Here is a 19,109-nt window from a genome sequence, read left to right as displayed (position 1 = left end):
GTGTGCCGCGTGAGTGCGCTCGAGGTCTGCGTCGCGCTGGCGATCGTGGTGGGCCTGGCCGGCGTGCTGGTGCCGGTCCTGCCCGGCTCCGTGCTGGTCCTGGGCGCCGTGCTGGTCTGGACCCTCGCCGAGGGCGGGCTGGCCGCCTGTCTGGTGCTGCTCGTGGCAGCCGCGCTCATCGGCACCGCGACCGTCGTGAAGTACGTCGTGCCGCGCCGACGGCTCCAGCGTGACGGCATCCCCACCACGACCCAGTGGAGCGGCGCCCTCGGTGCCGTGGTCGGCTTCTTCGTGGTGCCGGTCGTGGGTCTGCTGCTCGGCTTCGTCGTGGGCATCTACCTCGCTGAGCTCGCCCGGGTCGGGTCGGCGGCCGCTTGGCCGTCCACCAAGGCCTCGCTGAGGGCCGTGGGCCTGAGCGTGCTCATCGAGCTGTCCGCCGCCCTGCTCGCCGCGGGCGCCTGGGTCGTGGGCCTGGCGGTGACCTGACCCGTGCCGATCCTGCTCTCCCTGCTCGCAGCCGTCGCCTACGGGCTCTCCGACTTCGTCGGTGGCGTGACGTCCAAGCGGGTCAGCCCCTGGACGGTGGCGCTGGTCGCGCAGCTCGGCGGCGCCGCGCTCGTCCTCCTGCTGACCCTGGCGACCCCCGGCTCAGCAACCGGGGCGGACCTCGCCTGGGGCGTGGTCGCCGGCCTCGGCAACGGCTTCGGCACGGCGTTCCTCTACCGGGGCCTGTCCTCGGGCCGGATGGGCGTGGTCGCACCGGTGTCCGGGGTCGGCGCCGCCGTCGTCCCGGTCGTGGTCGGCGTCCTGGCCGGGGAGCGCCCCGGCTCGCTGGTGTGGATCGGCATCGTCGTCGCGCTGCCCGGCATCTGGCTGGTCGCGCGGGAGCCGGCCACCGGGCCGGGACCGCTGGGCGCCGGCCTGACCGACGGGATCCTGGCCGGGCTCGGCTTCGGATCGCTGTTCGCTGCACTCGCCCAGATCCCGGAGGAGGCCGGCTTCCTGCCGCTGGCCCTCAACCAGGTCGTCGCCGGCGCCACCATCGTCGCGGTGGCGCTCGCGCTGCGTGCGCCGTGGCTGCCCCGGGACCGCCGATCGCTGGGTGGCCTGGTCAGCGGAGCCCTGGGCGCGCTGGCGACCGGCTCGTTCCTGGTCGCCACTCAGGGGGGCTACCTGACCGTCACGGCGGTCATCACGTCGCTGTACCCGGCCTTCACCGTGATGCTGGCCGCCTCCCTGCTGCGCGAGCGCGTGCACCGCGCCCAGGCCCTCGGGCTGGGCCTCTGCGCGGTGGCGGTGTCGCTGGTCGCTGCCGGGTGAACCCGCCGGTCAGCTGCTGCGCACCCAGGAGGTGAAGTCGCGCCGACCGCCGAGCCAGTCGACGACCGGGTGCGAGGCGTCGTACGCGTCGTACATCTTGACCGCGACCCGCACGCTCTCGGGGGTGCCGAGGCAGGTGCGCTTGACGCGGTACCGCACCACGTCGTCGGCGTAGTCGAGGGCGAGGTGGTGGGCGCAGCTCAACGGTCCCCCCACGGCCTCCCAGTGCCGGATCCGCGAGAGCTGGTAGTCGGTGCCCTCCTGCAGGCCGCTGGCGATCCGGTACTCCGGTCCCTTGCGCGTCCGGTCGGTGTCGAGGAAGACCTGGATGCTGGCCGGACCGCCGTCGGACTTCGCCCGCAGGTCGGTCACCGTGATGGTGCCCCGCACCCGCACGTCGCGGTGGTCGAGCGTGGCGCCGCGCACGTCGTTGAGCGAGGCGGTCGCGTCGGCGGGGTCCTCCACGCTCACCTTCTCCGCCATGGCGGGGGCGGCCACGCCGAGGGTGGTGGCGCCGAGGAGGACGGTGGCGACGGCGCGGGCGGCGCGGGTGCTGAGGTTCATGGGGAGCTGCTCCTGTGTGGTCGGGGTGTGTCTCACTGCTCAGATGCACGCGAGCCGCTCCAGGTTGCAGTCAGGACCCATCGGGTACGAATGAGTCATGAGCGACGACTCCCCCACGCCCCCTACCACGTCTCCTGCCCCAGCCGGACACGACGACGCGGCGACCCGGCCGGAGAGCCAGACGCCCCCCGCCAGGACCAAGGACCCGCTGCGCGGCTCCCGGACCAGCGGCATCTGGGTCGCCGTGGTCGGCCTGGGCCTGGTGCTGCTGCTGCTGGTCGTCTTCATCGCCCAGAACACCCAGCGTGTCGAGGTCTCGTTCCTCGGGTGGACCGGCACCGCTCCCCTCGCGGTGACGCTGCTGATCGCCACGGCCGCTGGCCTGTTCCTCGCGGCGACGGCCGGCTCGCTGCGGATCCTGCAGCTGCGACGGCGGGTGCGCCGCGACGCCAAGGGCGCCAGGAAGCGCGCCTGACCGGGGGGCCCCGGCCAGCTACCCGATCGCGGCCGTGATCGCGTCGCAGAAGACCTCGAAGTCGCCCGCGAACGGGTGCGGCCCGTGCGAGACCAGATGCTCGTCGAGGAAGTTGCCCTGAGCATCGACCGTGTCCACGATCGAGAGGTAGCCCACGTCCTTCACCAGGGTGCTGCTGTGCGCGGTGTAGACCCGCACGATCATTCCTGTGAGTACGTCGGTGTAGGTGACGGTGCCATCTGGGTTGGTCACTCCGGACTCGCTCCAGGCGTCGCGGCTCGCGTTGTCCACGTACACGACCTTGCCGTTCGCCACATTGGTCAAGGTGCTCACGACGTGGGACACATCCTGGAAGTGGAGGTCACCGGCCTTGTCGACGTAGACCCGGAACGTGTCCGTCCCGCGAACCACGGAGTCCACAGTGAACCCGCACTGGTCGATACCCTTCAGCGACACGTCGACCTGGGTGTGAGTCACCTGGGGCGGCGTCGCGGCTCCAGCGGGTGCGGGCACTCCGGCAAGCGGGCTCGCCACGAGCGCCGCCGGTCCGCTCAGCGCCGCAAATCGAACAGCTCGTCCCATCGTTCCCCTCCCTCGCTGGCGGCCCGCCCCTCAGCCCTGGAGCCCGGGGGCGGTCGACCCCTTCTCCTGAGCGAAGCACGCGTCGGCGCCTCGTCCCCTGAGCTCGTGGAAGCCACGCCCGCCGAACAGGCGTTCGTTGCCGCTCTCGCGCTCGAACTCGTCGTCGCCGGCGTTCGCGCAGATGTGGTCGATGTCGTCGCGGCCGCCTGGACGACGACGTCGAGCCGCCGCTTGCGGTGACCGCCCTTCGTCCGACCATAGATCCGCCCGCGCCGCTGGCGCAGGGGCGTTGGTCCCACGCCCAGTGCCCTGTCCGGTTGGCCGCGCGCTCCAGGACGATCCCGGAACCGACAGAACCGCCTCCGACCGCTTGCGGTCGGAGGCGGTTCTGTCAGGTCAGTCCAGGTAGTCGCGCAGGACCTGCGAGCGCGACGGGTGCCGCAGCTTCGACATGGTCTTGGACTCGATCTGGCGGATCCGCTCGCGGGTCACGCCGTACACCTTGCCGATCTCGTCGAGGGTCTTCGGCTGGCCGTCGGTGAGGCCGAAGCGCATGCTCACCACGCCCGCCTCGCGCTCGGAGAGCGTATCCAGCACGGCGTGCAGCTGCTCCTGCAGGAGCGTGAACGACACGGCGTCGGCCGGGACGATCGCCTCGGAGTCCTCGATCAGGTCGCCGAACTCGGAGTCGCCGTCCTCACCGAGCGGGGTGTGCAGCGAGATCGGCTCGCGACCGTACTTCTGGACCTCGATGACCTTCTCGGGGGTCATGTCGAGCTCCTTGGCGAGCTCCTCCGGGGTGGGCTCGCGGCCGAGGTCCTGCAGCATCTGGCGCTGCACGCGGGCGAGCTTGTTGATGACCTCGACCATGTGCACCGGGATGCGGATGGTGCGGGCCTGGTCGGCCATCGCGCGGGTGATCGCCTGGCGGATCCACCAGGTCGCGTAGGTCGAGAACTTGTAGCCCTTGGTGTAGTCGAACTTCTCGACCGCACGGATCAGACCGAGGTTGCCCTCCTGGATCAGGTCCAGGAAGAGCATGCCGCGCCCGGTGTAGCGCTTGGCCAGCGAGACGACGAGGCGGAGGTTGGCCTCGAGGAGGTGGTTCTTGGCGCGGCGGCCGTCCTCGGCGATCCACTCGAGCTCCTCGAGGAGCTTCGGGGAGATCTTGCCGCCCTTGGCGAGCTTCTCCTCCGAGAACAGGCCGGCCTCGATCCGCTTGGCGAGCTCGACCTCCATCTCGGCGTTCAGCAGCGGCACCTTGCCGATCTGCTTGAGGTAGTCCTTGACCGGGTCGGCGGTCGCGCCGGCGACCATGACCTGCTGCTCGGGCTCACCGGTGTCGTCGGCGTCGGAGACGACGAAGGTGGCGGACTTCTCGTCCTCCTCGATCGTCGGGTCGGTCTTCACGTCCTTCTCGAACTGCTCGTCGGGCAGGTCGGGGAGGATCTTCTTGCCGTCCGGCCCGACCACCGGGGCGGCCTCGACCGCGACCTCGGCCTCGGCCGACTCCGCGGTCGTGGCGGCCTTCTTGGCCGCGACCTTCTTCGCGGGGGCCGGGGCGGCCGCCTTCTTGGCCGGGGCCTTCTTGGCCGTCTTGGCGGTGGTGGTCTTCCGCGTGGAGGTCGCGGCGACCGCGCGCGTGCTCGAGGCGGTCACGTGCACCGAGATCCCCAGCGAGCTCAGGTGCATGAGCAGCGCCTTGAGGTGCTTGGGCTCGACCTGGGCGTCCTCACTGGCCTGGCGCACCTCCTCCGGCGTCAGGCTGCCGGTAGGGGTGCCCCGTTCGACCAGGGCCACGACGGCAGGGTGCGACAGCACCTCGGCAGGAAGCATCTTGCGTGCGTTCGAGGACACGAACACCTCTCGTAAGCTGGCGGTTCAGACCACGTGGGCGCGGCGAGGCCCGGATACGTCAAGGCCGCGTCGTCATTCTGCCACGGGGCCGGTGATCACCGGGCATTCACCCCGCGGCCATCCGCGTGGATGAGACGAAGGCCGCGTCTCATCCGGCCTTGGCGGCCGCCTTCTTCTGCTTCTTGTAGTCGCGGACCTTCTGCAGCGAGGCCTCGTCCACCACGTCGGCGACCGACCGGTAGCCGTCCTCGGCGTAGGCGCCGACAGCCTGCTCCCAGCCCTCGGGCCGGACGTCGAGCTGCTTGGCGAGCAGCGCCACGAAGATCTGGGCCTTCTGCTTGCCGAAGCCCGGCAGCTCCATCACCCGCTTCAGCAGCTCCTTGCCGGTCCCGGCCTCGGTCCACAGCCGCTCGGTGCGGCCGTCGTACTGCTCCTCGACCAGGGCCGCCAGGGCCTGCAGGCGCGCGGCCATCGATCCCGGGAAGCGGTGGATCGCGGGCGGCGTCGCGCACAGCGCCGCGAACTCCTCGGGGTCGGCGGCGGCGATCGCCGCGGGCTCGAGCGTCCCGAACCGATCCAGCACCTTGGCCGGGCCCCGGAAGGCGTGCTCCATCGGGTACTGCTGGTCGAGCATCATCCCGACGAGCAGGGCGAACGGGCTGTCGGTCAGGACCTGGTCGGCGGTCGGGTCGCCGGTGATCTGGATGGCCATGCGCCCATCCTGCCGCAGCCACGTCGTGGCCGACGCCTCCGCACGCTCGTGGCGAGCGCCCGTGATGACGTCTCCCCTCTCGTGGGGAGGCCCCCCGGGAAGGCCCCGAGCCGCCCGTCCCCTCATGTGGGTAGCAGGGGTGTCCCCTCTAGTGGGTAATCGCGATTTCGAGGTTGCCAGCCCGGTCCAGACCGTTTCTGATGAGAGCAGGTGCCCGGTTCTCGCCCGGCGCCGTCCCCCCGTTCTCCGAAGGACACCGATGCCTCGTCCGTGCCACCTCCTCGCCCCGGCGGCCGCTCGCCCGGCCGCCGGCGAGTCGACGGTCGCCGCCGAGTCCATCGGCCACGGACCCATCAAGCAGCACCTGGTCGCCCTCGGGACCGCGACCGAGATTGCGACGGAGGAAGAGCGATGGACCAGCAGCTTCTGCGGGAGCCCACCAGGGTAGGGCCGGACCCACCACGGGTGCCGGCCCTCAGTGAGCTCGATCCAGCGGCCCGGGGCCGCATCGACCGCCTCGTGGGGCTGTCGACGCGTGGCCTGACCGCGGCGTACCTGCCCCGCACGGGCGGGTTCGCCCGGACCGTGCGGGGACTTCCCGGGGGTGCCGGCGTCCGTGTCGTGCACGAGGGGACGGACCTGCGGTACGCCGCGATCGCGGCGCTCGGCCTGGGACGCCTGCCCGTCGCCGCGCAGCGCGAGGTGGTCGACGGGCGCACCGCCCGCGACGTGGCCGCGCTCGTCGTCGAGCGTGCTGACCGGACCCCGGACCTCGGCGCCGTCGCGCTCGCGGTGTGGGCGGCCTCCGAGGTGTACGACGAGCTGCCCCACCACCTGCTCACCCGGCTCGGCGCCGCCGTCGCCTCCCCCGCACCGATCCCGGCCCTGGACCTGGCCTGGTCGCTGACCGCCGGGGTCGCCGCGGCCCGGTTCGGGGACACCGAGGAGCTGCTCGCGACCGCGGCCGCGCGGCTGGTGAGGGAGCAGGGCGTCTCCGGGTTGTGGGCACACGTCCTGCCCGCCCGGACCCAGCCCCGGTGGCGGGCCCACGTGGGCAGCTTCGCCGACCAGGTCTACCCGCTCCAGGCGCTGGCGCGGGCCGCCCGGCTCACGGGCTCCACCGACCTGCTGGCCGCGGCGGAGCGGACGGCGACGCGGATCTGCCGGCTGCAGGGCCCGGCCGGCCAGTGGTGGTGGCACTACGACGCGCGGGACGGCGGGATCGTGGAGCGCTACCCGGTCTACAGCGTCCACCAGCACGCGATGGCACCGATGGCCCTGCTCGACCTGTGGGAGGCCGGCGGCTCCGACCACCGGGCCGAGGTCGCTTCCGGCCTGGCCTGGCTGGACCACCACCCCGAGGTCGTGGAGGAGCTCGTCAGCGACCGCTTCGGGCTGGTGTGGCGCAAGGTCGGCCGTCGCGAGCCGCCCAAGGCGGCCCGGGGAATCGGCGCGCTCACCACCGCACTGCGTCCGGGGCTGCACGCCCCCGGGATCGACACCTTGCTCCCTCCGTCGGTCGTCGACCACGAGTGCCGGCCCTACGAGCTGGGCTGGCTGCTCTACGCCTGGCTGCCCCCACGGCCGGACTCCCGGGCAGGGGGTGCGTCCGATGAGTGACCTGCGGACCGACCCCCGCGTGCTGTTCGGCCTCGAGGTCGACCCGCTCACGCTCGAGGAGACGGTCGCCCTGGCCGGCGAGGCGATCCGCAACCAGGAGCGCTGCCTCGTGGGTGTCGTGAACGCGGCCAAGATCGCCAAGCTCACGGCCGACGCGGTCCTGCGCGACTCGTTGCTCGAGTGCGACGTCCTCGTCGCCGACGGCCAGTCGGTGGTCTGGGCGAGCCACGTGCTCCGGCGGCCGCTGCCGGAGCGCGTCACCGGCATCGACCTCTTCGAGGAGCTGCTCGCCCTCGCCGACCGGGACCGACTCAAGGTCTACCTGCTGGGCGCCCGCCCGGACGTGCTGGAGCGGGTCCGCCGGGAGATCGCCCGGCGGTGGCCCGGGGTCACGGTCGTGGGCGCTCGCGACGGCTACTTCACCGACGCCGAGTCGGCGTGGGTCGCCGACGACATCGCGGCCAGCGGCGCCGACATGCTCTTCCTGGGCATGACCACGCCGAAGAAGGAGATCTTCCTCGGCGAGCACGGAGACCGGCTCGGCGTCCCGGTCATGCACGGCGTCGGCGGCTCCTTCGACGTGCTCGCCGGGGTCACCCGCCGGGCTCCGCGCGCCTGGCAGCGCGTCGGCATGGAGTGGGCCTACCGGGTGGCACAGGAGCCTCGTCGGCTCTGGCGCCGCTACCTCGTCACCAACTGCGCGTTCATCGGGCTCGTCGTGCTCGAGCTGGTCCACCGGCGCCCGGCGTACCCGCACGCGCCGCGGCACATCCACCATCTCAAGGGGGCAAGACCATGACCGACTCCGTCTTCGACGGCCGCGTCGCGATCCTCGGGCTCGGCTACATCGGGCTGCCGACCGCGGCCGTGCTCGCCACGAGGGGCATCGAGGTGGTGGGGGTCGAGGTCAACGAGGCCACCGTCAAGGCCGTCGCGAACGGCGAGGTGCCGTTCGTCGAGCCGGACCTGTCGGCCGCGGTGAGCGGGGCGGTGGCGCAGGGCCGGCTCACCGCGACGACCGAGACCCCGGAGGCGGACGCGTTCATCATCGCCGTGCCGACGCCGTTCGAGGAGGACCACCGCGCCGACCTGCAGTACGTCCGAGCGGCGGTCGGCCAGATCGCGCCACGGCTGCGCGGCGGCGAGGTCGTCGTCCTCGAGTCCACCTCTCCCCCGGGCACCACCGACAAGGTGAGCCGGTGGCTGGCAGACCTGCGACCCGACCTGGTCTTCCCGCACAGCTCGGAGGGCGTGCCGGACGTGTACGTCGCGCACTGCCCCGAGCGCGTGCTGCCCGGCCGGATCATGATCGAGATGGTCACCAACGACCGGGTCGTGGGCGGGGTCACTCCGCGGTGCGCGGCGAAGGCCGCTTCCCTCTACCGGGTCTTCACTCAGGGCGAGATCATCCTGACCGACGCCGCGAGCGCCGAGATGGCCAAGCTGGTGGAGAACGCCTACCGCGACGTCAACATCGCCTTCGCCAACGAGCTGTCCCTCATCAGCGAGGACCTCCAGCTCGACGTCTGGGAGGTCATCAGGCTCGCGAACCACCACCCCCGCGTCAACGTGCTGACCCCGGGGCCGGGGGTCGGCGGGCACTGCATCGCCGTGGACCCGTGGTTCATCGTGGGTGCGGCGCCGGAGCGCTCGCGGCTGATCCGCACCGCGCGCGAGGTCAACATCGTCAAGCCCCAGCACGTGGCCGAGCAGGTCGTGCGCAAGACCGAGCGCTTCCGCAACCCCACGGTGGCCTGCCTCGGCCTCTCCTACAAGGCGAACATCGACGACCTGCGCGAGAGCCCGGCCGTCGATGTGGTCATGGCGATCGCACGCGCGCTCCCGGAGGTCGACATCCGCATCGCGGAGCCGCTCTCGCACGTGCTGCCGCCGCAGCTGTCCGAGTTCCCCAACATCCGGCTGGAGCCCGCCTCGACCGCCATCGACGAGGCCGACATCGTGGTCCTCCTGACCGACCACGACCACTTCCGGTCGCTGAGCCGGTCGCGGCTGGCCGGCAAGGTCGTCTACGACACCCGCGGCCTGTGGAGGTGATGGGTGCCGACGGTGATGGTGGTCTACGGGACCAGACCCGAGGCCATCAAGCTCGCGCCGGTGGTCGTCGCGCTGCAGGAGGCGGCCGGGCTGGACGTGGTCGTCGCCGTGACCGGCCAGCACCGGGCGATGCTCGACCAGGTCAACGAGCTGTTCGGGATCGTGCCTGACCTCGACCTCGACGTGATCCAGCCGCGCCAGCAGCTGCACACCATGAGCCAGCGCATCCTCGACGGACTCACCGAGTCCGTCCGCACGGTCCGGCCCGACGCCGTCGTGGTGCAGGGCGACACGACGACGGCGTTCATCGCCTCGCTGGCCGCGTTCTACGAGCAGGTCCCCGTCTTCCACGTCGAGGCCGGGCTGCGGACCGCGGACCGCTACAACCCGTTCCCCGAGGAGATGAACCGACGGCTCACCTCGCAGCTCACCTCCCTGCACCTCGCCCCCACGCCGTTGTCACGGCAGAACCTGCTGCGCGACGGGATCGACCCGGCGGACGTCGTGGTCACCGGGAACACGGTGATCGACGCGCTCCTCGCCGTGCTGGAGCGCGACCTGCCCGCGGAGGACCCGGCGATCGAGGTCCTCGACGGCGGGCCGGCGGTCCTGGTCACCAGCCACCGTCGCGAGTCGTGGGGCGACCCGATGGGACGCACCGCGACCGCGGTGGCGCGCCTGGCCAAGGAGTTCCCCGACGTCCGCTTCCTGCTCCCCGCTCACCTGAACCCTGTCGTGCGCGAGGTGCTGCTGCCGCCGCTGCAGGACATGGACAACGTCACGATCACCGACCCGCTCGGCTACGCCGACTTCGCCCGGGCGATGGCCTCGAGCACGATCATGCTCACCGACAGCGGCGGGGTGCAGGAGGAGGCACCCAGCCTCGGCAAGCCCGTCCTGGTGCTGCGGGACAACACCGAGCGGCCGGAGGCGGTCGACGCGGGCACGGTCCGCCTCGTCGGCACCGACGAGCAGCGCATCGTCGACGAGGTCACCACGCTGCTGACCGACCCGGCGGCGTACGACGCCATGGCGCGGGCGGTGAACCCGTACGGCGACGGGCGGGCCGCGGTACGAATCCGTGCGGCCGTGGCGGAGTTCCTGGGTGTCGGGATCAGGGAACCGGACTGGCAACCGTCGGCTCCAACCGACGCAGCGCCTCGGTGATCCCCAGCAGCAGGAAGGTCACCCCGGCGAGCATCGGGAAGGACAGCGCGTCGAAGAACGCGAACGTGACGGCGATCGACGTGATCGACGCGCCGAGCGCCGCGGCGAGGGACCGGGTGTCCTCGTCACGCGACCGGCGCCTGACATTGACCGCGACGGCAACCCCGGTGACGAACACTGTGAGCATCGCCAAGGTGCCGACCACGCCGACCTCGATGAGGAGTCCGAGGTACTGGTTGTCGTTGGTGTTGTACTGCGGCAGGAAGGTCATGAAGCCGCGGCCGAGCCACGGAGAGCGGGAGATGAAGTCGCTGGCGACGGCGTAGCTGTTTGTTCGTGACAGCGCACTGCTGTCTTCCGACACGCCCGTGAACAGCTTGACCAGGGTCCCGAGCATCCCCGGGACGAGCACGAACGTCGCACACACGAGGACGACGGCGTATGCCGCTGCGCTGCGGCGAAGCGCTGACGACCAGGTCGGGACGACGCACAGCAACGCCACCACCATCGCGACGACGGCCGACCTGGAGACCGACAGAGGTATGGCAATCGACACTGCCACGGTCGGAGCCCAGCGTCGCAAGGGCCCCCCCGGGCTGCGCTGGGCGTGGTAGACGCACAGGGGCAGCATGGCTGCGGTGATCACGCCGAACTCGATCGGATGGATCGCAGTCCCGATGACACGGCTGAATCCGTCCCGTGACTGCACGGTCGCGACCCCGTTGTTGACGCTGAGGCCGGGGACCTGCAGCGCGTCGACGAACGTGTGATGGGTGAAGAACTGGACAATGCCCAGCGCGGCGAGCCACCCCACGGCCGTCGTCATCCGCGAGACGAGGACGTCCAGACGGCTCCGGTCGGTGACGGTGTCGCCACACACGAGCACGATCCCCAGCCAACCCACCACCAGCAGCAGCGCCACGTCGGCGGCACGGTTCTCGGTCGCCGTGGCCGGCCGGCTCGCCTCGACCACGTAGCTGGCCAGCACGGCCGCGGCGAACAGCATCACTGCGACCCGCATTGGGTGCCCACCGATCCGCGACTGGGGGGTCGCCCGCCCGGCGAGCTGCGTCAGGAGCCACCACGTGGCCCCGCAGGCGGCCAGCAGGCAGGCCGGCGCACCGGCAGCCCCCAGTGGCCCCACCACGAGCTTGGACGGCAGCACGAAGAGCAGCACGAGGTAGCCGGTGAGGAACCAGACACCGTCTACGGGGACGGACCGCACCTCCGGCGTGGAAGGGATCGTCTGGCGCAGGCTCACCGACGGGCTCCCGACGCCCTTCGCGAGCGCCTGATCTCGTCGCGGTCGTCCGGTGCGTCGGAGCCGGGTCTGTCTCCGGGCGGACGCCTCCTCGAGACGCTACCCAGCCGCGCCCGCTGCTGTGGCTGCGGCGGCCGCGCCGGTTCGCGGTCACGCCGGATCCGTCGTTGCAGGCGCGTGACCACGAGATCGAGCAGCACGACCAGCACCAGCGTCATCAGCAGACCGGCGGCCACCGCGACCAAGACGGCGCGCAGCTGGGGCGAGCGGGAGACCAGCGGCTGCCCGGGCGTGGCGACCACCTGGGTGGTGATCAGGTCCGAGTCGGGCACCTGGGCGGACTGCTGGAGGGAGAGCAAAGCCCCCGGGACTGCGTCGACCAGCGCCTGGATGCCCTGCTCGACGCCTGCCCGATCGGTGCCGTCCGCGGTGATGAGCAGCATGGGAGCGGCAGTGCCGGTGTCGCGCACGACGGTGAAGGACTCGACGCCGTCGTCCTTCAGCTCGCGTTCCAGCTTGGGTGTGACAACCCGCCGCGCCACGACGTCGGCGGCGCTCTCGAGACCTGCCAGGGCCATGTACGGGTTGCCCCCCACACCCACCGTGTGGGTCGGCGGCAGCATGACGACGCTCGCCGTCATCTGGACCGTGGGCTGCACCGATTGCTTGGCATACAGGCCCAGCAGGACGCACACGACCAATCCGGGCAGCACGGCGTACCACCGTCGAAGCAGAAGCCTCGGCAGGTCTGCGAACAGCATGTGCGTCCCCCTCGGGTGGCGAGCTGACTAAGCCCCTCCCCGTCGAACCTAAGCGGATATCGGCCCGGACACCCGTCCGATGGTGCTTCAACCGCCTGCATTCCCTGATAGTGGGTACGCCGCGCCGCGCCGTTCACGCGGGGGCCTTCGACCGGCGAGGCTGGGGCCATGGGCGTTGCCATGTCCGCGCGCGCACGTACGTGCGCGGTGCTGCTCGTCGGCGTGCTGCTCACGGCCGGCGGGCTGGTGTGGGTGCGAACGGTCCCTCCCTCGTTCGTCGCGTCCGCGCAACTGATCTTCGTCAGGGCCCCTCAGGAGTTCGTGTCTAACCCGCTGAGCACGGGCATCGGGAGTCTCATCGACGTCGCAGCGGTCGTCGAGCGCTCGATCAACCACCGTCCGGGCACGCGGACGGTCGTGAGCGAGGACCTGACACTTGCCGATCAGGGCATCCGTGAGGGCACGGTGATCCGACTGGCGAACGACGGCACCCAGTGGGCCAACGACTTCAGCCGGCCGGTGCTGGACATCGGTGTGGTGTCCCGGACCAGGTCGGGAGCTCGTGACCGCCTCGATCGAGCGATCGCCCTGGTCTCGAAGACCCTCGACCGTCTCCAGGGAGACCTCGGAGTCCGCCTCGACAACAGGGTCTACGCACGCCCGGCTCAGGCGTCCACGCCCGTGCTGCGCGTCGGTGGCGACCCCCGCCGCGCCCTGGTGGCCACCCTCCTGCTCGGCGCCGTCCTGACCGTGGGCGGCCTCCAGTGGTCCAGGCGTCCCCGACGTGGAGCACCGTCACCGCGCTAGGGCCTTTGGTCCCCGGTCGAGCACTCTTCGTGGCCTCCGTCCTACCTCATCTTGGGGATGAGCGGGCCCAGCCCTCCTTGCCGCTGTGCCAAGGTGTCCGGCGAGCGCGAGCCGGAGGCAAGCCAGACCTCCCGGCCAGGTCCTGACTCGGGGGAGACCGGGACAGCTCAACCAGCAGGCCATCGCATGTCCTGCCCTTGTCCGGACCCCGAGTGGCGTGGCCAGGCACCGAGTGCTGCCGAAGCAGCACCGGACTCTGCCGTGCCCGCTGAAGGAGAACTCGATCATGAAGCACGCAGTCCCGCACGTCTCAGCACGACGCAGCGCCGTGGCCTCGACCCTGGCCGTCGCCGTGCTTGCCGGCTCCGCGACAGCGATCTGCTGGGGGGCCGCCGACGGCGCCTCCGCGAACACGGCGTACCGGCGCGGCCACCACAAGCCCTCCCCGACCGCCGCGCCCACGTCCACCCCCACGTCCACTCCCACGTCCACCCCCACGTCCACCCCCACGTCCACCCCCACGTCCAGTGCGCCAACCGGCGTTCCGCAGAGCGGCGTCCCCACCGGGACCCAGCTGCAGGCCTCGGGCTCCATCACCGTGACCCAGGCCGGTGCGGTGATCGACGGCAAGGACGTGAAGGGGCAGATCAGGGTCCAGGCGAACAACGTCACGATCCGCAACACCCGGGTCACGGACGGGGGCTGGACCGTGATCGACATCGCGCAAGGCGTCACCGGGACCCGGATCGAGAACGTCGAGGTCGACGGTACGGGCTACCAGGGCTCCCCCGGGGCCGTCGGCATCGTGGGCACCGCGACCGTCGTGCACACGAACATCCATGGGGTCGAGAACGGGATCATCCCGGGCACCGGCTCGGTCGTCCAGGACAGCTGGATCCACCAGCTCGAGAGCCCGGGAAGCGACCCCCACTACGACGGGTTCCAGCTCGACGGTGGCCAGAAGAACATTCTCATCGAGCGCAACACCGTGGACCTGACCAACCAGAACCGCACCTCGACGGTGATGATCGACAACGACTTCGGCCCGGTCAGCGACGTCACGGTGCGCGCCAACCGCCTCCTCGGCGGGTCGTTCACCGTCTACGCCGACGGCAAGTTCTCCACGACCGACCCGATCACAGCGGTCTCCTACGTGAACAACCGGATGGGCCGAGGCGGCTACGGCTACGGCCTGCTCCGCAACGCCTCGGTCACCTGGTCCGGTAACGTCGACGACACGACAGGCGACACGGTCACGCCCTGAGTCACCGGCTCCGGCGCCGGAGCACGTCGCGATCCGGCCGGGACCCCGGGCTGCAGGACTCGGCGTCGGGAGTGCACCGCGTCAGGTCGCGGGCGGTCTCGTCCCGGTCCCATGTGACGTCCCCCGCTGCCAGACGGCGACGCGCCCTGATGCCCACCAGGACGCGCACCGTGGCGAAGACTGCGAGACCGGGCCAGCGGCGAGGATCGCGCAGCAGAGGAAGCAGCACGCTGCGACCCTGCTCCCCCACTTCGGGGGGAGCAGGGCCGAACGCGGCGTCCAGCTGCATGATGCCCAACCGTCCGCGCGTCTTGATCCTGACCAGCGGCCCCAGTCGGCGTGGCGCCGTCACGGTGAAGAAGCCTTGTGACGGGGCGCAGCGTTCCTCGACCGTGAACAGGCGCCGGAGGAACTCGTCGTCACCGATCAACGGCGGGAAGTCCTCGAATCGTTCGCGACCTCGTCTGGCCAGCCCGATGACGCCGGAGCCGATCATGCCCTGGCCGGTGTAGGGCAGGCGGGTCCATATGTCGTAGAAGCGACCGACCGGCCAGGAGGATCGACTCAGGTCGACGTGCATCGAGGGGGCACCGGCAAGCGCACCCCCGGCGTCGTCGAGCTGGACCTCGCGCAGGGTCTGCAGGCTCACGACGATGTCGGCGTCGACGTAGAACCGCGGAAACAGCGAGGCCGCTTCGTCCCCGATGTTGAGTGCGGCCGGCTTGCCACCGCGCTCGGCCTCGATCACTCGTACTCCGGGGAACCTGCGCGCGACCTCCGCTGTGCGATCCGTGCATCCATCGCAGACGACGATCACCTCATCAGCCGGAAGCGGTGGCCCCAGAGCTTCGAGCAGCCGCCCGATGACGGCCTCCTCGTCGTGCGCGGGAATGATCACCGACAGCGGATGGTCAGGCACGGCCGGTCTTCCTCGCCAGGAAGATCGGCTCGGGTGACATCCCGAACCGCCTGACCGTACCGGCAGGCAGCAGGTCGACGACCGAGCATCGTTCGACGTCGAACCCGGCACGCTCGAGGACCTTGGGGAAGTCCGACCCGTACTGCCGCACGTGGCCCACGTCGCGTGGATCCGGGGCGTCGTACTCCCGGGTCGACGGTGCCTCCCAGTCGACGGGCACCTGGAACACCGCTGTGCCACCCGGGGCGAGGACCCTGTGGATCTCGTCCAGTGCGGCATCGGCGTCGGGGATGTGCTCGAGCACGTGGAAGCAGATGAAGTAGTCGACAGAGTCGTCCTGGTATCGCATACGGGTGATGTCGCCCTGCTCCATCGCGTGTCGCTCGATGTCGAAACTCGTGTAGTCCAGGCCGGGCTGGGCTTGCATCAGTGCTTCGAATCCTCGCATCGGCGCCACTTCGATCACCCGTCTGCCGCCCTCGAGCATGTCCGTCCGCCCGACCAGCAAGGCGAGCAGGCTGCGATGCCGGTCCTGGCAAGAGCAGCCGGGACAGGTGACCGACTGCTCGTGGTAACCGGGTCCGGTGTTGGGAAAGAACCGTGGGCCCGTCCAACCACAGACGTTGCACTCGCGCCTGTCGGGGCCTAGAACGTTCCAGACCACGAGCCCGGGCAGCCGCAGACCCGTTTCGATCCCCTGGGCCACGAAGTCGAGGTCGCGACTGCGAATCGAGCGCGTCACGTGGCGAAGCGTCCGATAGCCGATGCGCGCCTGGTGTGACCACGGCCGCGGGGCGAGCCGGACGGGGGGCGAGATCTCCGGGGCCGGCACCGGCACCGCCTGGGGTGGGTCGTGGCGCCAGACAGAGCGCGAGTTCCAGATGTCGCGCCACTGGCGGCGACGGCCGCGCGCACCCACCGACGTTGCGACCAGGCGAAGACCGACCGCAGCGTCTATCAGCCACCCGCCCAGTCCTGCAGCCACCGGGTTCCAGTGCTTGTCGTAGTACTGACGACGGGCGCGGAAGACCTTGGTCAGCTTCTCCGACCGCACACGGTCGGACCCACCGCCGACGTGGACGAGGCCGACGTCGCCCGCGTGGACGCAGCGCAGTCCCGCGTCACGGACTCGCGCGGAGAGATCGGTGTCCTCGCTGTAGAGGAAGAAGCGTTCGTCGAAGCCACCGAGGCCGTGGAAGTCGGCAGTCCGCATCAACAGGAAGCACCCGGTCACGACGTCGACGTCTCGGGTGTCGTTGCGGTCCCAGGCGCCCAACGCCTCGGGGTTGAAGGTACTGCTGTGGCGCATCACGGAGGCCAGACCCGTGGCATAGCAGAACGCCGACCACAGGGTGGGCCGCGCGAAGCAGCAGGTCGGGTTGAGGCTGCCGTCGCGGTTGCGGGTCCGTCCACCCAGGGCCCCGATGCCCGGATCGGCGACGAGATGGCCGATGGCCACGTCCAGGGCGCCGGGGTCAAGCTCGACGTCGGGGTTCAGGAACAGCAGGAGATCGGTCTTCTGGATCGCCGCCGCCCCCATGTTGCAGGCGCGAGCGAAGCCGTAGTTCACGGAGGACTCGAGCACGAGCGCCCCCGGGCAGGTTCGGCCCACCGCCTCCACCGTGTCGTCGGAGGATGCGTTGTCCACGACCACGACCGCGGTGGCCGCTCGCGTCGCCGCGCGCAGGGAACCGAGCGCGGCCGTCACGTGCTCCACGCTGTTGTACGTCACCACGACCACCCCGAGCGTGGGCAGAGGCGGAGTCCCGTGTGGGGCGAGCGTCCAGTGAGCCGGGCCGGGACCGTTCGGAGGGGAGACGTCAGGGCGCGACATCGGCAGGCCGGGTGGCGGGGTGGGCATCGACTTCCTCCTGGGGGACTGGATGAGTCCGGCCACGCCGGAGCACGAGGTCTAGTGAGGATCTGAAGGTTCGGTGCGTGAGGAAGGGGCGTTCGAAGGCCAGCGAGAAGAGGTACGAGAAGGCGATCACAGCCGGGACGCAGAGGGCGAGCAGCAGGGCGAACCGGCCAGGCACGCCGAGGCCCGACGGTTCCACCACGAAGTGCCAGAGCAGCCACAGCACCGGCAGGTGGACCAGGTAGATCGTGTACGAGAAGAGCCCGACTCCGCTCAACGCGCGACTCGCCAGGAGCCTTCGCAGCCACGTCAGTCGCCCCAGGGTGAGCGCGGCGATGAGGCAGGCAGTGGCACCGCCTACGAGGAACGTGATCCAGAAGTAGGAGCGCTCGACGCGGTCGATGCTCAGCGAAGCGCACAGCGTCACGAAGGCGGCGAACAGCACCGCGGACGTCACGACCAGCACTCTGGGTCGACGGACGGGCCCGTGACTGAGGACCCTTCCTGCTGCCATGCCCATCACGAACAGCGCACCGAACTGGGGAGTCAGGTTGATGATCGGGTGCAACAGGCTGACCTTGCCCGCCACGAGGTAGGCCACGATGACGCTGCCGGAGACCAGCACGACCAGTCGCCACACGCCCCACCGACGGACGAAGAGCAGGAAGAACGGGAAGAACAGGTAGATCTGGCACTCGACCGCGATCGACCAGAACGTGGCATTGAGGTCGGGACTGTCGATGGCGTCCTGGACCAGCAGGGCGTGCACGACCACGGCCTTCGCGCTGATCAGGTCGCCGGTCTGCGCCGGCGTGACCAGCCCGAAGACCAGGCAGGAGAGCACCATCGCCGCGTAGTAGGTGGGCAGGATCCGCCAGGCCCGTCTGCGGAAGAACTCGGTGCTTCCGTTGCCGAGACGCCAGCCGTGACGGGCGGGCGAGATCGAGAGCGAGAACCCCGACACGACGATGAAGACCGCAACCGCCACGTACCCGTACGCCAGCCACTGCAGTGCCGGGCTACCTGCTTCGGTCAGGTAATCGGGGTGGGTCGTGAGCCAGACGTGGTGCACCACGACGTACATGGCGGCGACCGCGCGGATGCCGTCGACGAAGTCGATCCGGTGAGTGAGCGGACCCACGTTGCTCTGACCTGGCTCAGGACGCATGGGCGCGCTCCCCGCTGTCGTCATCGACGTTCGCCCGCCAGTCGACCGACGCGTTGCGGACGAGCCCGTAGCCGTACGCGCCACGCATCATGCGGTTCCTCACGTAGCGGACGCCCCGGATCGGGTCGGCGGCAGAGAACTTGCCGTCGGCGTAGACGGTGTACGAACCTCCGAGCAGCCGGTTCTCCCTCACGACGACGTCGCGGACCGGTCCGAAGTCGTTGTCGATCATGACGGTGGACGTACCGTCGTGGTTCGTCAGGTCGATCAGGTTGTGCTCGATGCGCACGTGCTGCTGACCGCCGTCGAGCTGGATGCCGTCGTAGTGCGGCTCCTGGCCGCTCGCATCGAGCCCGTGGATCCAGCTGTCACGGACCACCGAGCCGGACCCCGGGATGACTCCGTTCTCCACGCCCCGGATCTCCGTGTTCCGGATCGTCGCGGTGCCTGCGATGCCGACCGATCCTGGCGAACCGCGCTGACCGCGGCCGTTGACCTCGACGTCCTCGACGCGGGTGCCGGTGACGCCCGGGGCGACATCGATGACGATCCAGCCACCGTCCGTGACGCGCGTGTCACGGATGGTCACGTCGTCGGCTCTGATCTTGATCTGGCCACGCACGTCGAGGCCGTCGATCGTGGTCCCGGGGGCATTGACCGTCATGCCCGGGGACCGCGTGAGGTCGGTCCCCTCCGACACCCCGGCCTCGATCCTCCAC

At 70.6% G+C, this 19,109-nt stretch carries 20 protein-coding genes; 10 read left to right on the top strand and 10 right to left on the bottom strand.

Translation table 11 applies throughout. From position 1 onward, the window contains the following. Positions 1-486: DUF456 domain-containing protein (locus ACFO9I_RS09630; protein WP_379180196.1), on the top strand; the 486-nt coding region annotated here is incomplete at its 5' end. Positions 487-489: 3 nt separating this feature from the next. Beyond that, positions 490-1,320 (top strand): EamA family transporter, encoded by an 831-nt coding sequence (locus tag ACFO9I_RS09625; RefSeq protein ID WP_379180194.1) that lies wholly within the window; start codon positions 490-492, stop codon positions 1,318-1,320. 9 nt (positions 1,321-1,329) lie between these two features. On the opposite strand, the gene ACFO9I_RS09620 is transcribed toward ACFO9I_RS09625, so the two are convergent. Then, positions 1,330-1,884: a hypothetical protein gene (locus tag ACFO9I_RS09620; RefSeq protein WP_379180192.1), complete on the bottom strand. Its 555-nt coding sequence runs from the start codon at positions 1,882-1,884 to the stop codon at positions 1,330-1,332. A 97-nt stretch (positions 1,885-1,981) separates the two neighbouring features. Here ACFO9I_RS09620 and ACFO9I_RS09615 point away from each other — a divergent pair, with 97 nt between their 5' ends. Next, on the top strand, positions 1,982-2,359 hold the full coding sequence (locus ACFO9I_RS09615; RefSeq protein WP_379180190.1) for a LapA family protein: 378 nt from the start codon (positions 1,982-1,984) through the stop codon (positions 2,357-2,359). An 18-nt stretch (positions 2,360-2,377) separates the two neighbouring features. Here the strand turns inward: ACFO9I_RS09615 and ACFO9I_RS09610 are convergent, their stop codons facing one another. Further along, positions 2,378-2,770 carry a hypothetical protein gene (locus ACFO9I_RS09610; protein ID WP_379180188.1) on the bottom strand — a complete coding sequence of 131 codons (393 nt, stop codon included), beginning with the start codon at positions 2,768-2,770 and terminating at the stop codon, positions 2,378-2,380. Positions 2,771-3,046: 276 nt separating this feature from the next. Here ACFO9I_RS09610 and ACFO9I_RS09605 point away from each other — a divergent pair, with 276 nt between their 5' ends. Then, a complete protein-coding gene (locus ACFO9I_RS09605; protein ID WP_379180186.1) occupies positions 3,047-3,181 on the top strand; it encodes a hypothetical protein in 135 nt (44 codons plus the stop codon). 156 nt (positions 3,182-3,337) lie between these two features. On the opposite strand, the gene ACFO9I_RS09600 is transcribed toward ACFO9I_RS09605, so the two are convergent. Together ACFO9I_RS09600 and ACFO9I_RS09595 are read right to left on the bottom strand one after the other, a co-directional pair. Further along, entirely contained in the window at positions 3,338-4,804 is a 1,467-nt protein-coding gene (locus ACFO9I_RS09600) for an RNA polymerase sigma factor (protein ID WP_379180184.1), read from the bottom strand. Between the two features lie 142 nt (positions 4,805-4,946). After that, positions 4,947-5,510, bottom strand: a complete 564-nt coding sequence (locus ACFO9I_RS09595) for an HhH-GPD-type base excision DNA repair protein (RefSeq protein ID WP_379180182.1) — start codon at positions 5,508-5,510, stop codon at positions 4,947-4,949. A gap of 411 nt (positions 5,511-5,921) precedes the next feature. On the opposite strand from ACFO9I_RS09595, the gene ACFO9I_RS09590 reads away from it, so the two are divergent. Genes ACFO9I_RS09590 through wecB form a run of 4 tightly spaced genes read left to right on the top strand, consistent with a single transcriptional unit; the run spans position 5,922 to position 10,352 of the window. Further along, complete coding sequence (locus tag ACFO9I_RS09590; RefSeq protein ID WP_379180180.1) at positions 5,922-7,130, top strand: hypothetical protein; 1,209 nt, start codon at positions 5,922-5,924, stop codon at positions 7,128-7,130. After that, positions 7,123-7,929, top strand: a complete 807-nt coding sequence (locus ACFO9I_RS09585; protein ID WP_379180178.1) for a WecB/TagA/CpsF family glycosyltransferase — start codon at positions 7,123-7,125, stop codon at positions 7,927-7,929. Before ACFO9I_RS09590 ends, ACFO9I_RS09585 begins: the two co-directional genes overlap by 8 nt. Continuing rightward, positions 7,926-9,185, top strand: coding sequence for a UDP-N-acetyl-D-mannosamine dehydrogenase (gene wecC / locus ACFO9I_RS09580; RefSeq protein WP_379180176.1), 1,260 nt, complete (start codon positions 7,926-7,928; stop codon positions 9,183-9,185). The genes ACFO9I_RS09585 and wecC overlap by 4 nt, the downstream gene beginning before the upstream one ends. A gap of 3 nt (positions 9,186-9,188) precedes the next feature. After that, complete coding sequence (gene wecB, locus ACFO9I_RS09575; protein ID WP_379180174.1) at positions 9,189-10,352, top strand: non-hydrolyzing UDP-N-acetylglucosamine 2-epimerase; 1,164 nt, start codon at positions 9,189-9,191, stop codon at positions 10,350-10,352. Here wecB and ACFO9I_RS09570 read toward each other — a convergent pair. Together ACFO9I_RS09570 and ACFO9I_RS09565 are read right to left on the bottom strand one after the other, a co-directional pair. Next, a complete protein-coding gene (locus tag ACFO9I_RS09570; protein WP_379180172.1) occupies positions 10,300-11,358 on the bottom strand; it encodes an O-antigen ligase family protein in 1,059 nt (352 codons plus the stop codon). The two genes, wecB and ACFO9I_RS09570, sit on opposite strands and share 53 nt — an antisense overlap. Before the next feature lie 251 nt (positions 11,359-11,609). Continuing rightward, positions 11,610-12,374, bottom strand: a complete 765-nt coding sequence (locus ACFO9I_RS09565; protein WP_379180170.1) for a hypothetical protein — start codon at positions 12,372-12,374, stop codon at positions 11,610-11,612. A 168-nt stretch (positions 12,375-12,542) separates the two neighbouring features. On the opposite strand from ACFO9I_RS09565, the gene ACFO9I_RS09560 reads away from it, so the two are divergent. Next, positions 12,543-13,181, top strand: coding sequence for a hypothetical protein (locus ACFO9I_RS09560; protein WP_379180169.1), 639 nt, complete (start codon positions 12,543-12,545; stop codon positions 13,179-13,181). A 286-nt stretch (positions 13,182-13,467) separates the two neighbouring features. After that, positions 13,468-14,445, top strand: coding sequence for a hypothetical protein (locus ACFO9I_RS09555; protein WP_379180167.1), 978 nt, complete (start codon positions 13,468-13,470; stop codon positions 14,443-14,445). Between the two features lies 1 nt (position 14,446). Here the strand turns inward: ACFO9I_RS09555 and ACFO9I_RS09550 are convergent, their stop codons facing one another. The 4 genes from ACFO9I_RS09550 to ACFO9I_RS09535 are packed head-to-tail and all read right to left on the bottom strand — an operon-like array spanning position 14,447 to position 19,054. Next, a complete protein-coding gene (locus ACFO9I_RS09550) occupies positions 14,447-15,364 on the bottom strand; it encodes a glycosyltransferase (RefSeq protein WP_379180165.1) in 918 nt (305 codons plus the stop codon). Continuing rightward, positions 15,357-17,198: a glycosyltransferase gene (locus tag ACFO9I_RS09545; protein WP_379181113.1), complete on the bottom strand. Its 1,842-nt coding sequence runs from the start codon at positions 17,196-17,198 to the stop codon at positions 15,357-15,359. Before ACFO9I_RS09545 ends, ACFO9I_RS09550 begins: the two co-directional genes overlap by 8 nt. Beyond that, positions 17,185-18,390: an acyltransferase family protein gene (locus tag ACFO9I_RS09540; protein ID WP_379180163.1), complete on the bottom strand. Its 1,206-nt coding sequence runs from the start codon at positions 18,388-18,390 to the stop codon at positions 17,185-17,187. The genes ACFO9I_RS09545 and ACFO9I_RS09540 overlap by 14 nt, the downstream gene beginning before the upstream one ends. Further along, the gene (locus ACFO9I_RS09535) at positions 18,380-19,054 is read right to left on the bottom strand and encodes a hypothetical protein (RefSeq protein WP_379180161.1); all 675 of its coding nucleotides are present in this window, start codon (positions 19,052-19,054) and stop codon (positions 18,380-18,382) included. Before ACFO9I_RS09535 ends, ACFO9I_RS09540 begins: the two co-directional genes overlap by 11 nt. Positions 19,055-19,109: the final 55 nt, after the last annotated feature.

This window comes from Nocardioides sp. GCM10023255 (assembly GCF_042653125.1).
Classification (GTDB): domain Bacteria; phylum Actinomycetota; class Actinomycetes; order Propionibacteriales; family Nocardioidaceae; genus Nocardioides.
The sequence above is the reverse complement of the archived record's forward strand: the minus strand, read 5'-3'. Positions and strand labels throughout refer to the sequence as shown.